Origin of the sequence: Thalassorhabdus alkalitolerans (assembly GCF_042656525.1) — a bacterium.
Taxonomy (GTDB): domain Bacteria; phylum Bacillota; class Bacilli; order Bacillales; family Marinococcaceae; genus Thalassorhabdus; species Thalassorhabdus alkalitolerans.
In genome coordinates, this window is record NZ_JBHSOZ010000010.1 from 58,665 (window position 1) to 72,081 (window position 13,417).

17 protein-coding genes and 1 pseudogene are annotated in these 13,417 nt (G+C 42.1%); 15 read left to right on the top strand and 3 right to left on the bottom strand.

Features of this window, described 5'->3' with window-relative positions:
- The first annotated feature begins 19 nt into the window (after positions 1 to 19).
- The 3 genes from ACFPU1_RS15255 (at position 20) to ACFPU1_RS15265 (ending at position 2,266) form a co-directional block, all read left to right on the top strand.
- A complete protein-coding gene (locus ACFPU1_RS15255) occupies positions 20 to 1,213 on the top strand; it encodes a bifunctional 3,4-dihydroxy-2-butanone-4-phosphate synthase/GTP cyclohydrolase II (RefSeq protein WP_100400789.1) in 1,194 nt (397 codons plus the stop codon).
- A 20-nt stretch (positions 1,214 to 1,233) separates the two neighbouring features.
- Complete coding sequence (gene ribH, locus ACFPU1_RS15260) at positions 1,234 to 1,707, top strand: 6,7-dimethyl-8-ribityllumazine synthase (protein WP_100398479.1); 474 nt, start codon at positions 1,234 to 1,236, stop codon at positions 1,705 to 1,707.
- 193 nt (positions 1,708 to 1,900) lie between these two features.
- The gene (locus ACFPU1_RS15265) at positions 1,901 to 2,266 is read left to right on the top strand and encodes a GNAT family N-acetyltransferase (protein WP_054636409.1); all 366 of its coding nucleotides are present in this window, start codon (positions 1,901 to 1,903) and stop codon (positions 2,264 to 2,266) included.
- A 63-nt stretch (positions 2,267 to 2,329) separates the two neighbouring features.
- On the opposite strand, the gene ACFPU1_RS15270 is transcribed toward ACFPU1_RS15265, so the two are convergent.
- On the bottom strand, positions 2,330 to 2,857 hold the full coding sequence (locus tag ACFPU1_RS15270) for a DUF309 domain-containing protein (RefSeq protein WP_385942710.1): 528 nt from the start codon (positions 2,855 to 2,857) through the stop codon (positions 2,330 to 2,332).
- A gap of 438 nt (positions 2,858 to 3,295) precedes the next feature.
- On the opposite strand from ACFPU1_RS15270, the gene ACFPU1_RS15275 reads away from it, so the two are divergent.
- The 4 genes from ACFPU1_RS15275 to ACFPU1_RS15290 all read left to right on the top strand — a co-directional run bounded on the left by ACFPU1_RS15275 (position 3,296) and on the right by ACFPU1_RS15290 (position 6,106).
- Entirely contained in the window at positions 3,296 to 4,060 is a 765-nt protein-coding gene (locus ACFPU1_RS15275; RefSeq protein WP_054636407.1) for a segregation/condensation protein A, read from the top strand.
- Positions 4,053 to 4,631 (top strand): SMC-Scp complex subunit ScpB, encoded by a 579-nt coding sequence (scpB, locus tag ACFPU1_RS15280; RefSeq protein ID WP_385942712.1) that lies wholly within the window; start codon positions 4,053 to 4,055, stop codon positions 4,629 to 4,631. Before ACFPU1_RS15275 ends, scpB begins: the two co-directional genes overlap by 8 nt.
- A gap of 191 nt (positions 4,632 to 4,822) precedes the next feature.
- On the top strand, positions 4,823 to 5,740 hold the full coding sequence (locus tag ACFPU1_RS15285; protein ID WP_385942714.1) for a superoxide dismutase: 918 nt from the start codon (positions 4,823 to 4,825) through the stop codon (positions 5,738 to 5,740).
- Positions 5,741 to 5,899: 159 nt separating this feature from the next.
- The gene (locus ACFPU1_RS15290) at positions 5,900 to 6,106 is read left to right on the top strand and encodes a DUF1657 domain-containing protein (RefSeq protein ID WP_054636405.1); all 207 of its coding nucleotides are present in this window, start codon (positions 5,900 to 5,902) and stop codon (positions 6,104 to 6,106) included.
- A 219-nt stretch (positions 6,107 to 6,325) separates the two neighbouring features.
- On the opposite strand, the gene ACFPU1_RS15295 is transcribed toward ACFPU1_RS15290, so the two are convergent.
- Complete coding sequence (locus ACFPU1_RS15295) at positions 6,326 to 7,009, bottom strand: DUF421 domain-containing protein (RefSeq protein WP_385942716.1); 684 nt, start codon at positions 7,007 to 7,009, stop codon at positions 6,326 to 6,328.
- A gap of 245 nt (positions 7,010 to 7,254) precedes the next feature.
- Between ACFPU1_RS15295 and ACFPU1_RS15300 the strand changes: the two genes are divergently transcribed.
- The 7 genes and pseudogenes from ACFPU1_RS15300 to ACFPU1_RS15330 form a co-directional block, all read left to right on the top strand.
- Positions 7,255 to 7,716: a hypothetical protein gene (locus ACFPU1_RS15300; RefSeq protein WP_385942718.1), complete on the top strand. Its 462-nt coding sequence runs from the start codon at positions 7,255 to 7,257 to the stop codon at positions 7,714 to 7,716.
- Positions 7,717 to 7,732: 16 nt separating this feature from the next.
- Complete coding sequence (spoVAC, locus tag ACFPU1_RS15305; RefSeq protein WP_385942720.1) at positions 7,733 to 8,212, top strand: stage V sporulation protein AC; 480 nt, start codon at positions 7,733 to 7,735, stop codon at positions 8,210 to 8,212.
- On the top strand, positions 8,212 to 9,228 hold the full coding sequence (gene spoVAD, locus ACFPU1_RS15310) for a stage V sporulation protein AD (RefSeq protein ID WP_385942722.1): 1,017 nt from the start codon (positions 8,212 to 8,214) through the stop codon (positions 9,226 to 9,228). Before spoVAC ends, spoVAD begins: the two co-directional genes overlap by 1 nt.
- 2 nt (positions 9,229 to 9,230) lie before the next feature.
- On the top strand, positions 9,231 to 9,578 hold the full coding sequence (gene spoVAE / locus ACFPU1_RS15315; RefSeq protein ID WP_385943038.1) for a stage V sporulation protein AE: 348 nt from the start codon (positions 9,231 to 9,233) through the stop codon (positions 9,576 to 9,578).
- A gap of 11 nt (positions 9,579 to 9,589) precedes the next feature.
- Positions 9,590 to 9,796, top strand: a complete 207-nt coding sequence (locus tag ACFPU1_RS15320; protein ID WP_054637877.1) for a DUF1657 domain-containing protein — start codon at positions 9,590 to 9,592, stop codon at positions 9,794 to 9,796.
- A 21-nt stretch (positions 9,797 to 9,817) separates the two neighbouring features.
- The gene (locus ACFPU1_RS15325) at positions 9,818 to 10,681 is read left to right on the top strand and encodes a DUF421 domain-containing protein (protein ID WP_385942724.1); all 864 of its coding nucleotides are present in this window, start codon (positions 9,818 to 9,820) and stop codon (positions 10,679 to 10,681) included.
- A gap of 290 nt (positions 10,682 to 10,971) precedes the next feature.
- Positions 10,972 to 11,216, top strand: a pseudogene (locus tag ACFPU1_RS15330) (transposase); the annotation flags it as partial.
- Between the two features lie 198 nt (positions 11,217 to 11,414).
- On the opposite strand, the gene ACFPU1_RS15335 reads toward ACFPU1_RS15330, so the two are convergent.
- Entirely contained in the window at positions 11,415 to 12,176 is a 762-nt protein-coding gene (locus ACFPU1_RS15335) for a YetF domain-containing protein (protein WP_083465569.1), read from the bottom strand.
- A 101-nt stretch (positions 12,177 to 12,277) separates the two neighbouring features.
- On the opposite strand from ACFPU1_RS15335, the gene ACFPU1_RS15340 reads away from it, so the two are divergent.
- On the top strand, positions 12,278 to 13,417 hold the full coding sequence (locus tag ACFPU1_RS15340; RefSeq protein ID WP_385942727.1) for a D-alanyl-D-alanine carboxypeptidase family protein: 1,140 nt from the start codon (positions 12,278 to 12,280) through the stop codon (positions 13,415 to 13,417).

Sequence of the window (13,417 nt, forward strand, 5' to 3'; positions counted from 1 at the left end):
AAAGACCATGACTGAAAAAATGTTTGATCCGATAGAGGAAGCGATTTATGAATTAATGCAAGGAAAGGTAGTTATTGTTTGTGATGATGAGGATCGTGAAAACGAAGGAGATTTTGTGGCTTTAGCAGAAAAAGTTACTCCTGAAACAATTAATTTTATGATTACTCATGGAAGAGGCCTGGTTTGCGCTCCAATTTGTGTGGATCGTGCAAAAGAGCTTGATTTGCAGACAATGGTAGACCATAACACTGATCCACACGGAACTGCTTTTACTGTGAGTATTGACCACAAAACAAATGCAACAGGAATCTCTGCCCATGAACGAGCTGATACGATCCGGGCTTTAATCGCTAAAGACACCAAGCCACATGATTTTAAAAAGCCTGGACATATATTTCCTCTTGTGGCCAAAAATGGCGGTGTGTTACGCAGAGCAGGGCATACAGAAGCTGCTGTGGATTTAGCCAGGCTCTCTGGAGCTGAGCCTGCAGGGGTTATTTGCGAAATTATTAAAGATGACGGGTCAATGGCGCGGGTCCCTGATTTGAGGAAAATTGCAGACCAGCATGAAATTAAAATGATAACCATTAAAGACCTGATTCAATACCGCCATAAAAAAGATAAATTAATCAGAAGAGAAACTGAAATAAAACTTCCTACAGACTATGGAGATTTTAGAGCGGTAGGCTACACATCAATTGTAGATGAAAAAGAAAGCATTGCCCTCGTTAAGGGCCAGTTTGCTCCGGATGAGCCCGTTCTTGTTCGGGTGCATTCCGAGTGTTTAACAGGAGATGTATTTGGTTCCCACCGCTGTGATTGCGGACCACAGCTGAATGCTGCCTTGCAGCAGATAGAAAAAGCAGGAAAAGGTGTCTTGTTATATATGAGACAGGAAGGACGGGGAATAGGCTTAATTAACAAAATGAAAGCCTATAAGCTTCAGGAAGAAGGCTACGATACCGTTGAAGCAAATGAAAAGCTGGGATTCGGTCCGGATCTTCGTGATTATGGCATAGGAGCACAGGTTTTAAGAGATCTTGGAATTTCCAAAATGAAGCTGCTGACTAATAACCCCAGGAAAATAACAGGACTTAAAGGGTACGGACTTGAAGTTGTAGAGCGAGTGCCGTTAGAATTACCATATAACAAAGATAATGAAACTTATCTACGCACCAAACATTCTAAATTAGGACATATGCTGCATTTTTAGCAATGAAAGGGGAAATTGACATGGGAAACATTTATGAAGGTGAACTAGTGGGCACGGGCCAGAAAATTGGTATTGTAGTTGGAAGGTTCAATGAATTTATTACGAGTAAATTATTAAGCGGAGCAGAGAATACGCTTAAACGCCATGGCGTAAATGAAGAAAATATTGATATTGCCTGGGTACCAGGTGCATTTGAAATTCCTTTTGCAGCAAAAAAGATGGCTGAAACAGGGAAATATGACGCCATCATTACACTTGGAACTGTGATTCGCGGTTCTACTCCTCATTTTGACTACGTGTGCGGTGAAGCTGCAAAGGGAGTAGGTTCTCTTTCTCTTCAAACCGGGATTCCTGTAATATTTGGTGTCCTTACCACGGACACAATTGAGCAGGCGATTGAGCGTGCCGGGACGAAAGCAGGAAATAAAGGGGCAGAAGCAGCTGTGACAGCAATTGAAATGGCCAACCTTGATAAAAGCTTAAAAGAAGAGTAAAATAATGATAGCGTAAATGGATAAGCAGTATAACATAAAAGGACAAACATTCTTAATGTGAGTCAAATTTCCTTGCCTGTAAGTGGTAAAATATGTCGTTTGAACCTTTTCTTTTGGTTTTACACAGGTATAATTGAGGAAGAAGGAACAGCATATTAAGGTATAAGATCAACATGAGCAATGAGGGATGAAAATGTTCATCAAGTACAAATCTTCGTATAAAAAGATAGCTATGGGTCTTCTTTCTTTTATGCCTGAAGAAAAGGAAGTCAAGAAACTGCAGGAAACCATTCGTCTTTATGAAGAAGAGGAAAACAGGCAGTTGTATCTTTGGAAAGAAAACGATGACCTTGTAGGTGTAATCGGAATTTATATGCATGAAGATGGAACACCTGAACTCAAGCATCTTTGTGTAAACCCTTCGTTTCGGGATGAAGGAATTGGCCGGAAAATGGTGTCTGTTCTTTCGCAACGCTTAGGCTGTGAAATGGTAGGTTCTGAAGAAACATCGGGTTTTTTGAGCTGCTGTGAAAAAGAAGTGAATCAAGAAGTGAATTAGAAGTTTGCAGGATTGTAAATAATAAGCATAATATAATAAGCATAAAAAAACGGAAGGCGTAAGTTACGCCTTCCGTTCCTTTTCTTTGACATATTGTTGTTTAAGGCGTTCCTCAATCACTTCGGAACGGTCACGGAGAGTGTGTTTATGAATAATCATACCATTTTCGAAGTCGCTGTCGGATCCCCAGAGAGTGCCGATTTCCAAGGATTTTTGCTTGCAATAGGCAAGGAGATCCAAATCAGCGATTGGGAGGTTAAATTCCTCATAGTCCTTATATTCATACATATCCGTTAGCCTCTGTTCAAGTCTTTGTAGTAACTCCTCATATTGTAAACCAAGGAGCTTTAAATTCTCCGCTTCTTTACTTAAAATGTTTAAGGCGCTTGTCATCATACGAATGGCACCAGAGAAATTATTCCTTCTTTGGTGGTATAAGGAAACGGCCACTTGTATTAAACCCACCCAGTGGGGTTTTCTTTCTTCTTTATTATCTTTCTTCCAGTGCTCTTCAAGAACCTCGTGACATTCAAAGAAGTCTCTGGGCCCATGAAAGTATACCAGGTATTCGATATATGCGTTTGGATACATAGACAGCAGAAACTCCTTTCTTACAAAGAAAACCGATAAGTTTAGCATGGAAATTATTATAACACATTTAATCCAGCTTCAATAGCTGATTGCCTTTGTTAAGAAAGGTGTTATGTTATAATTTCAACAGTTTCAAGTAAAAACACGCGGTGTTTTGCCGGAAAAAATATATTTTTTTACCAATTATTTTTTAATCTTGTTCCATCTTGCTCGTCAAAGACGCTTGATAACACTTATAGGGACAAGCAGACACCGATTTATACATCCCTTCATTCTCGTTCCTCGGGCATGTGGTCTCTGATTCCTCTGGACCCCCCTGCGGGCTCGTGAGGCTCATGCATTCCCGCCGGAGTCGCTCTTTTATCTACAATGCCATGAATTGTGAAAAATTAACAGTCCCATTTTAACAGAACCATTTTAAAAATCAGGTGATAAGACGTGAACTCATACAACGTAAAGATTGATGCTTTTGAAGGTCCCCTTGACCTCTTGTTACATTTGATACAGCAGGCAGAAGTTGACATTTATAACATTCCTGTTTCAGAAATAACCGAGCAGTATCTCTTGTACGTGCAGACGATGCAGGAGCTGGAATTGGATGTTGCCAGCGAATATCTAGTGATGGCTGCAACGCTGCTTGCTATCAAGAGTCAAATGCTCCTTCCAAAGCAGGAAGAAATGATAGACGAAGAACTGACTGAGGATTGGGAGGAAGACCCCAGGGAAGAATTAATGAGCCAGCTGCTGGAATATAAGCGATTTAAAGAGGCGGCGGGCACTTTAAAAAATCGTGAGGAACAAAGAAATCTTACATTTTCAAAGCCCCCGAGCACGATAGATAATAGCCAGACTTTAGAGGAAGATAAAGAAATTGATACGAAACACCTTTCTTTATATGATATGATTCAAGCTTTTCAGAAGTTAAAAGAACGTGTCCGGTACAAAAAGCCTCGTCAGACGAAGATTCGTTCCGAAGAAATTCCTTTAACTCAAAGGATGGACGAAATTCGGACATTGTTATCAAGACAAAAGGAACCTACAACTTTTTCAAAACTATTTGATTCCCCTGATAAATCTCATATGGTTGTAACTTTTTTGGCGGTTTTGGAATTAATGAAAGCTCATTCCATCTCATGCATGCAGATGGATAATTTTGAGGACATCATTATTATAAGCAGAGAGGGGGAGATACAAGATGAGTAACAAGGATATGCTGTCGGTGCTCGAAGGACTCTTATTTGTATGCGGGGATGAAGGCCTAGCTGTTCCGGATGCGGTAAAAGCGTTAGACGGAGATGCCGGGGAAGTGAAAGAAGCGCTCCGTCTCCTTTCAAGCAACTATGAAAATGAAGAACGTGGCCTGCAAATCAAGGAATTTGGCGACAGATTTTATATGATGACGAGAAAAGAACATGCTCCGTATTTTAAAAAACTGATTGACCAGTCAAGAAAAGGCAGTCTGTCACAGGCTTCTCTTGAAACATTGGCTATCATTGCATATCAACAGCCCATCACAAGGGTGGAGATAGAAGAAATCCGGGGAGTGAAATCGGAGAAGCCGATGCAGACCCTGATTAGCAAAGGACTGGTTCAGGAAGCCGGAAGAGCGCAGAGTACAGGAAGGGCTATTTTGTATCAAACCACCCAGCGTTTTCTTGATGTTTTTGAACTTTCCTCTTTAGAAGAGCTTCCTCCGCTGCCTGAGGGAAAAGAAGAAAGTGAGGAAGAAGCAGACCTCTTCTTTGAAAGCTTTGAAGATACAATCAAGGAATAGGTCATCCTGTCCTGGTGCCAGGCACACCTTTGCTTGTAATTGTAGTTCCTGTTGGATCAGGCGTGGGCTCTTATTTATGTTACAGCGTCCCAAGGTGCCAGGCACCTCCCATAAAATGGGACCTGTCAATTTAAGAGAATGGGACAACTCGTCACTCCATAAGTTTTAAAATAGAGAAAGGAGTGAGGCTCTTGTCCCAGCGGGAAGAATGGAATGAGTATCTTTATCGTGTAAAAGAGTGGATGGATGATTTGGAAGAATATATATATCATTCAAGAGTAGATGTGCAAAGTGACAAGCAGGAAGAAGCGCCTATGGAAACGGAACTTTATCGCTTAAAAGAATCATGGCCGGAATCAATGGAAGAAGATAAGGAAAAGCTCGATTATTTCATAGAGCAGGTAGGAAGAACAGCAAAAGCATATGAACAATTTCAGAGCGGAGCAAGTGTAACGACGGAAAGCAGAGGGGAGACTCAGGATTACGTGCCCCCTGGAGAACACCGCCTTCCTCCTTTGCCTTATTCCTACGATGCGTTAGAGCCAGTGATCTCTGAAGAAATTATGAGACTTCATCATAGTGAACATCACCAATCTTATGTCGATGGATTAAATAAAGCAGAAGAAGAAATGCAAAGGGCAAGAGAAACGGGAGATTTTGAACTGTTGAGATATTGGGAAAGGGAAGCCGCCTTTAATGGTGCCGGCCACTATTTACACACCATTTTCTGGAATAATATGAGCCCTGCTGGCGGAGGAGAACCTGGTGGTGAGCTCAGAGATTTCATTAATAGAGACTTTGGCAGCTTCGAAGGATTTAAAGAGCATTTTAGTGAAGCTGCAAAAAAGGTCCAGGGTGTTGGGTGGGCTATCTTAGTGTGGGCGCCACGAGCCAGAAGACTTGAAATTCTCCAGGCTGAGAAGCATCATTATTTATCACAGTGGGACGTTATCCCTCTTTTAGTACTGGATGTCTGGGAGCATGCCTATTACTTACAATACAAAACAGAAAAAGGGAATTACGTGGATAATTTCTGGCATGTCATTGATTGGGATGATGTGTCTGACAGGTTCGAAAAAGCCCGTCGTCTCCAGTGGGAGCCCTTTTAGCACGTCTCCACGGATAGCTCGTTGTTTTCCCCATTCCACTAGGTATAAATAACCCGTCTTCGTTGGAAGGCGGGTTATTTAATGGAAAAGTATGACGCGCATATTGTACTTGAATTATTCCATATTAAATAAGGAATACGATAAAGGAGTGAGATAGGAATGACCGTTGGAACACAAATTAAACAAACATTAGCAGGTCTCAAAAGTGCACAAGCGAGTTTGGAGACCTTTGCTTTACAAACTGAAAATCAACAAGCAAAGCAAACATATCAAAACCTTGCGCAGCAAACTCAAAATATCGTGGACAGTTTAGATATGAGAATGAAGCAGGTGGAACAGGAAGAACCTCAATATTCACAGCAATAGAATACAATGTGTCAATTACCCAGGCTTTCTCTAAAAGCTGGGTTTTTTATTTTTTTCTTCTTGTAGCGTGGGGTAAAAAAATTTAAAACATATTACTCTCTTCTTCTTCGCTGACTTCTCGTCAGATTTGTTCCCCAAACCATTCCTTTTCTGAAAGACTCTTGAGAAAGCCAGGAAATGTAAGCTCATCCGAAGAGCCTTCCAGTACGAGTGAGCTTTTTAATCATATTTTTGTATGTGCAAAGGCAGGGACCCGTTCCATTCAGCATATAACACTCTTCTGATGTTAGGTATGCCGGCTTTGTTTAATTCATTCAAAATCTGGTCCTTAGTCCAGTTTATTTCTTTGAGGTTATCTTCCACCCACTCCCCATCTAGAATGACACTCATAGGAAGATAAGAAGAGGTTTTAGGTATATTTAAATCTTCTTTTGTTGGCGTGGCAGCACGATCTGCTTTCATAACGCTAACCGACCCATTCGCCTCTAAAATAGCATACTGTACATCTTTCAAGCTAAAAATATCCTTATCCCGGAGAAGGTGCTGCAGTTGGTTTAAGTCTAACTTATTGCTCTGTAACGCTTGATAATCTAATTGTCCGTTTCTAATTACAATCGTAGGTTTCCCTTCTAAAACATTTCTGGACCGTTTGAATTTCTGAGTGATTTTTTCAATTGTTGAAATGAGAACCGTCCAAACAAAGATGGCATAGAGAACGTATGTCACATGAATCTCTTTATCATAAATTGCATTCCCAACAAGTTCACCTAAAACCAAAGCAGAAATAAAATCAAAGGGGGTAAGTTGGGTAATTTGAGTTTTACCTAAAAGCTTTGTAACCACTAAAAGAGCAAAGAAGCCTATGAGAAGTTCAACGGTTAAAAATCCATAATTTGTATTCATATTCCATCAACTTCCAAAGTGTTTTTTTATACTATTTCCCTCATTTGCCAAAAAATACAGGATTTACTCAAGAGTTTAAATTGATGAATGGACACAGAGTGGCAGATGTAATCGAAACGCTGTTCTTCAGACCAAAAAGAACAGCCCATCAGTTGATTTACAACATCTTCCAAATAAGAAATACATAAATGGAACTGAATTTTTCATACTAAAAGGAGAATGTAGATGGTTGGAGGTGCAGGTCAATGAAATTGAAACACCTAACATGTGTACTGCTGCTTATCGCTTCCTTTGTTTTTATGACTGCTGGCTGCCAGCAGCCTCCTGAAATATCCGGACATACGGAAGTGTCACCGCCAGAGCCTGTTAAAAACGCTGCGGCACCGCTCCAGGCAAGGGCCGAGGAAGCCAAAGCCATAATTCGGGCTATGGAAGAAGTGACAGATGTTACAGCGGTAAGCTTTGAAAAAGAGCTTTATATTGCACCGCAAGTGAAGCACAGTGCCCGTTTACGTCTGAAAGAGATTAGAGAAGCCGGTCACAGGAAGCTCACCAAGCGCTGGCCTGGAATGACGATTTATTTGTCCACAGACCAGAAAGCCTATATGGAGCTTGAGAAACTAGAAAGAGAGGTACACCAGCGCCAGCTTAATAAAAGTGATATCAATAAACGATTAGGTAAAGTTCAAGAGTACATGAAGGGATAACAAGGGGGATAATAAGGTGGCAAATGAAAAAAAGAAAAACCTTACACCAGCCCAGCAGGAATATCAAACACTGGCGAAAGGAAGAGAACCTGAACGGCCCGTTGTGCAGAACTGCATTCGTGCTTTTTGGGTCGGAGGCCTTATTTGTTTTGTAGGACAAGGGATTCAAACTTTTTTTCTTCATTTTTTTGATTTCAATGAGCAGACGGCTGGCAATCCTACCGTTGCAGTGTTAATTATACTATCAATTTTGTTGACTGGATTTGGTGTATACGATCGCTTTGCTCAATATGCTGGAGCCGGGACAGCGGTTCCTGTTACTGGGTTTGCCAATGCCATGGCAAGTGCGGCCATCGAGCATAGGACGGAAGGATATGTCCTGGGAGTCGGCGGCAACATGTTTAAACTGGCCGGTTCGGTAATTGTATTTGGAAGTGTCGCTGCCTTTTTTATCGCTCTCATCAGAACCATTCTTATACAGTGGGGGGGATTGTAATGTTAGCTGGCCGCCAGTCATGGGTGTTTGAAAGCAAACCGGCAATCATTTCAACAGGAGTCGTTGGCGGGCCATTTGAAGGAAAGGGACCGCTATGCAATGATTTTGACGCCCTTCATGAAGATTTGTGGATGGAACAGGATTCTTATGAAAAGGCTCAAAAAGTACTTATGGAGGAAGCGTTTCAATTTGCATTAGATAAGCAGGGTTTCTCCAAGGATCAAGTACAATTTGTCCTTGCTGGTGATTTAATAAACCAGATTACCGCGACAAGCTTTGCCTGCCGTACTTTAAGTATTCCGTATATAGGATTATTCGGGGCTTGTTCTACTTCCATGGAAGGCTTGGCTCTATCTGCTTTCCTTGTTGATAATGGAGGAGCCAATAATATACTAACAGGGTCCGCGAGCCATAATTCAGCCATTGAAAAACAGTTCAGGTACCCAACCGAGTATGGGTCACAAAAACCACCTACAGCCCAGTGGACAGTTACAGCAGGAGGAGCGGCTCTCCTCTCTTCGAGCGGCACTGGTCCTAGAGTGACCTCAGCGACGATCGGGAAGGTTGTGGATATGGGTTTGTCCGATCCCTTTAATATGGGCGGGGCCATGGCACCCGCAGCAGTTGATACGATTGAAGCCCATTTTAGAGATCTTGCTATTGAACCTGATTACTATGACTTAATTGTAACAGGTGACCTGGGAAAAGTAGGACGGCCTATCGCTTTAGATTTATTTGAAAAACATAACCTAAGTATTTCTGATGAAAAGTTTAAGGATTGCGGAATCATGATTTATTACGATGATCAGCCAGTGATCGCCGGGGGGAGTGGTTCCGGATGTTCTGCAGCCGTGCTATACGGCCATTTATTAAACCGAATGAGAAATGGGGATTTTAAGAGGATTCTCGTAGTGGCAACGGGCGCATTGCTATCTCCGTTGACCTTTCAGCAGAAAGAGAGTATTCCATGTATTGCGCATGCCGTAGCCATTGAAAGCGAGGGGGCAAAGGGATGACAATGTTCATTAGTGCTTTTATTGTCGGAGGCCTTATTTGTGTGATCGGGCAGCTTATGATGGATGTAGGAAAATTGACACCAGCTCATACATTGAGCTCATTAGTGGTCTTCGGTGCCATCCTCGATGGGCTTGGTTTATATGAGCCTCTTATTGACTTTGCAGGTGCCGGGGCCACTGTTCCCATCACAAGCTTTGGTAATGCTCTTGTCCATGGGGCTATGGCAGAAGCAGAACAGCATGGCATTGTAGGTGTGGTTACAGGTATTTTTGAGGTAACAAGTGCAGGTATTTCTTCAGCGATCATTTTCTCATTTATTGCAGCTTTAATTTTTAGACCAAAGGGTTAGGAGGAACCATAATGACTGTTGCTTCCCAGGTAAAAGGTACGCTCGCACAGCTAAAAGGAATTGAAGCATCCTTGGAAAAGTATACGGCTGAATCTGAAAAAGCCGATCACAGAAAATTATTTCAGGACAACAAAGAGGTTGTAAGCCAGGTCATCGTCCAGATGGAGCAGCGAATATCTCTGCTTGAGCTGGAAGAACCCCAATATAAAGGGTTATAAAACAAATAGGAGGTGTCATGGATGCCTGGATGGGTAGAGGTGATGATTCGGTCCATTGTATTATTCGTATTAATTTTTCTGGTAGCAAAAATGTGGGTGCGAAAACCTGTCGGTGAGTGGAGCGCCTTTGAAGGGATGCTATCGATAGCAGCTGGTGGAGCTGCAGGAGTTTCAGCAGTTTATTTAGCTATTCCTCCTGCTTTTCCTGTTTTTGCTCTGCTGATTTGGGGATTTCTCCCACTTGCCCTTGCTAATCTTGCTCTTCGAAGCGAAACCTTTAGATATTGGTATGAAGGAAAGCCCGTTGCCGTTATTCAAGATGGCAAGATATTAGAGGACCACATGAAAAAAAGCCACCTTTCATCTGATCAATTGTTAAGAAAGCTTAGAGAAAAGCAGGCATTTCAAGTGGCTGATGTAGAATTCGCTTTACTGGAACCTAATGGCGAGGTGAATGTTCTTCTTAAAAAAGAACAGCAGCCCCTGACTCCTAAAACAGCACAATTGGATGTTCCTTCTTTAAAAGAACCAGAAACAATTGTCCAGGATGGGGAAATTAAAGATGAGGCACTGGCAAGAAGAGGGTATTCCAGAGAGTGGCTTCAAACAGAAGTAGAAAAGCTTGGGATTACGATTGAAAATATTTTTTTAGCTCAAGTGGACGAACTTGGGGAGCTGCAAGTGGACCTGTTTGATGATAAGCTTCAGTCCCCGCAGCCTATAGAAAAACCCCTCTTCCTGTCAGCAGTAAAAAAGTGTCAGGCGGATCTGGAGGGGTATGCTCTGGCAACGGATGATCAACAGGCAAAAGCAATGTATAACAAGTCGGCAAAAGACCTTGAAAAAGTATTGAACGCGCTTTGTCCCATATTGTCACAAACGTAAAAACAGGTTGTTGAGAAAGTTGTCTCAACAACCTGTTTTTATCTTTAATAATCCAGTTATTCAGATACTTATAGTATAATATATAGTAAGAAATCGCTACCGACGGACGCTTTTACCTAAAGGTACAAGTGCGTCATCCGTTCAAGCTACATTTCATTCGCATGAACGGTGGCTTCTATGCAGCGGGCAGGGCCTCAGCCTCCTCGGGAAAATCACCCTGCGGGGTCTTCAGCTCCTGCTCTTCCCGCCGGAGTCGCCGTCTTTCGCTACTCAAAAAAGGAGGATAACACATGTTACCTCCAATCCGAGAGAAGCAAGTTGAATTGGCAATGGTATCGATTGATCAACTGCTTCCCGAAGACCACTTATTCCGGAAAATTGAAGCCACAATTGATTTTTCCTCAAAGTCAAGCCCTACTACAGTGAAGACAACGGTTGTCCGCCCATTGATCCTGTTATGCTGTTTAAAATGATGTTTGTCGGATACCTTTACGGTATCCGTTCTGAAAGGCAGCTTGAAAGGAGTATCGGAACAGGCGCTGATGACAGCCGCAGCGCAGAATATAAAGAAGATCGCCAACCACCTCACAGCCAGCTAAGGGGTGTTTTTGCATTTTTAGAGCAAATAAAATGGCTGGAAGACGACATTTTTTCAAAACATTAGGAAGCCATGCTTTAGAAAAGCTTGGGTTCCTCGACAGTCTGACACCTGGTGAGTTCCACCAGGTGTTTTTTAGTGGCGGGGAGAAGTTTCAGGCTCTTTTTCCTTCTGTCTCGTAACGTAAAGTTTTTTTTGCTGATCGACAGCTGCAAAGAAGACATCTTCTGTTCGGTAGATTCCTTTTTTACGAAGAACAGTGGCAAGCCAGTCAGTAGTAATGCCGCATTCTTTCAGGGTTTTTTGATCTATCACTCCGTCTAGAATAAGAGGAAAAGACAGCTCCTCACCTTTATCTTTATCCTCTCCCGCACTATTTGCAGAAAGTACACTTAATTGGCCGTTGCTTTCAATGATGGCTTGCTTAACTTGTCCTATATGGAAATTTCCTTTCTCTCTTAACATCCCCAGGACATTATCAATAGAATAACGGATCTTCTTCATGTTTTCCGGAAGGAATTTCCCATTGGCGATGACCATCGTAGGCTCGAAGGTGATCTTTTGTCCCAATGCTCTCCAGCGTATGGACAATCGTGAGACGAACCTTTGAAACAGCCCGATAATCACGATAGCCCATGCTGTATGAGCATGGGAAACAGAAGGATCAGCAATGTCAGCTCCGGTTACAGAAGCGAGGGTAATAATTATAAGAAAATCAAATACAGGCATTTCGCCTATGGAACGTTTGCCCATGTACAAGGTAATAACAAGTAAAAGAGGAAAAATAGTTATGATCCGCAAGAGAACAGTAAGCATTTCTGAAAGAAACGTCTCAGTTATTTCCTGCACCCCCTTTTCTTTGTATTGTGGTCCTTCCCCTCTTTTTTTATGAGGCATTCATAAACAACGGCTTAATACATAGAATGTACAAACAAGCTGAGCTTGTATCATTGTTCTCCTCAAGGAGAAATAGAAACAGGAAGGAAGCTGGGGTGGAGATGAAACGAAAATTATATGGATCACTGCTTGTTTTTTTCATTCTTTTTCAATTATTTCCTTCTGCTGCTGAGGCTGCCCCATTTGAAGTGTCGGGAAAGGGAGCTGTCTTGATTGAAGCTGAATCAGGACGGGTGTTGTATGAAAAAAATAAAGATCAACAGATGCGTATTGCGAGCATTACAAAAATTATGACGGCAATTATAGCGATTGAATCAGGGAAGTTGGATGAAACAGTGAAGGTAAGCGGAAATGCAGCTTATACGGAAGGATCGTCCCTGTACTTAAAGCCAGGAGAGAACATTAAACTAGAAGATCTGGTATTTGGACTGATGCTTCGTTCTGGAAATGATTCAGCGGTAGCCATAGCCGAGCATGTAGGCGGGAGCCTTGATGGCTTTGTTTTTTTAATGAATGAGAAAGCACAGGAAATAGGAATGACAAATACCCGCTTTGCTAATCCCCATGGGCTGGATGATCATGAAGAGCATTATTCAACGGCTTATGATATGGCTCTGCTTACAAAGTACGCCATGAAGAATGAAAAGTACCAGGAAGTGGCAGGAACCAAAACGTACCGTGCTTCCCAGGAAGGGGAAGATTGGGACAGGGTATGGAGCAATAAAAATCGCCTTCTAACACAGCTGTATGAGTATTGTACCGGAGGGAAAACAGGTTATACAAAACGAGCAGGAAGAACACTTGTCACCACAGCCGAAAAAGACGACATGTCTCTCATCGCAGTAACAATTAATGCTCCTTCTGATTGGAATGACCATATAAAGATGTATGAATGGACTTTTGAAAATTACGATATGGAAGTTCTTGCGAAAGAAGGGCTGCTAAAGGAAACAGATGATCCTTTTTACGAAAAAAAAGTGCTCATCCCCTATACGTATCGCTACCCCCTGACAGAGGAGGAGAAAAGGAACGTAAAACAACAAATTGTATTGTATGAACCCCCATCAGAAGAGAGAGCAGATTCATACATTCCTCCCCAGCCAGTGGGAAAGCTTGAGTACTCCTTGAACGGAGAGCCTTTTCATGCGATTGCCTTATACTTTAAAAGAGATACATCATCTGATAAAGAGGAAGGATTCTGGGCGAAATTGAGGGGTCTGTACAGGGCCTTATCGGAGTGA

Excerpts from the sequence above, each read along its gene's own strand:
- ACFPU1_RS15255 (WP_100400789.1), top strand. The coding sequence starts at position 20 with ATGTTTGATCCGATAGAGGAAGCGATTTATGAATTAATGCAAGGAAAG.
- ribH (WP_100398479.1), top strand. The coding sequence starts at position 1,234 with ATGGGAAACATTTATGAAGGTGAACTAGTGGGCACGGGCCAGAAAATT.
- ACFPU1_RS15265 (WP_054636409.1), top strand. The coding sequence starts at position 1,901 with ATGTTCATCAAGTACAAATCTTCGTATAAAAAGATAGCTATGGGTCTT.
- ACFPU1_RS15270 (WP_385942710.1), bottom strand. The coding sequence starts at position 2,857 with ATGTATCCAAACGCATATATCGAATACCTGGTATACTTTCATGGGCCC.
- scpB (WP_385942712.1), top strand. The coding sequence starts at position 4,053 with ATGAGTAACAAGGATATGCTGTCGGTGCTCGAAGGACTCTTATTTGTA.
- ACFPU1_RS15290 (WP_054636405.1), top strand. The coding sequence starts at position 5,900 with ATGACCGTTGGAACACAAATTAAACAAACATTAGCAGGTCTCAAAAGT.
- ACFPU1_RS15295 (WP_385942716.1), bottom strand. The coding sequence starts at position 7,009 with ATGAATACAAATTATGGATTTTTAACCGTTGAACTTCTCATAGGCTTC.
- ACFPU1_RS15300 (WP_385942718.1), top strand. The coding sequence starts at position 7,255 with ATGAAATTGAAACACCTAACATGTGTACTGCTGCTTATCGCTTCCTTT.
- spoVAD (WP_385942722.1), top strand. The coding sequence starts at position 8,212 with ATGTTAGCTGGCCGCCAGTCATGGGTGTTTGAAAGCAAACCGGCAATC.
- spoVAE (WP_385943038.1), top strand. The coding sequence starts at position 9,231 with ATGTTCATTAGTGCTTTTATTGTCGGAGGCCTTATTTGTGTGATCGGG.
- ACFPU1_RS15320 (WP_054637877.1), top strand. The coding sequence starts at position 9,590 with ATGACTGTTGCTTCCCAGGTAAAAGGTACGCTCGCACAGCTAAAAGGA.
- ACFPU1_RS15325 (WP_385942724.1), top strand. The coding sequence starts at position 9,818 with ATGCCTGGATGGGTAGAGGTGATGATTCGGTCCATTGTATTATTCGTA.
- ACFPU1_RS15335 (WP_083465569.1), bottom strand. The coding sequence starts at position 12,176 with ATGCCTCATAAAAAAAGAGGGGAAGGACCACAATACAAAGAAAAGGGG.
- ACFPU1_RS15340 (WP_385942727.1), top strand. The coding sequence starts at position 12,278 with ATGAAACGAAAATTATATGGATCACTGCTTGTTTTTTTCATTCTTTTT.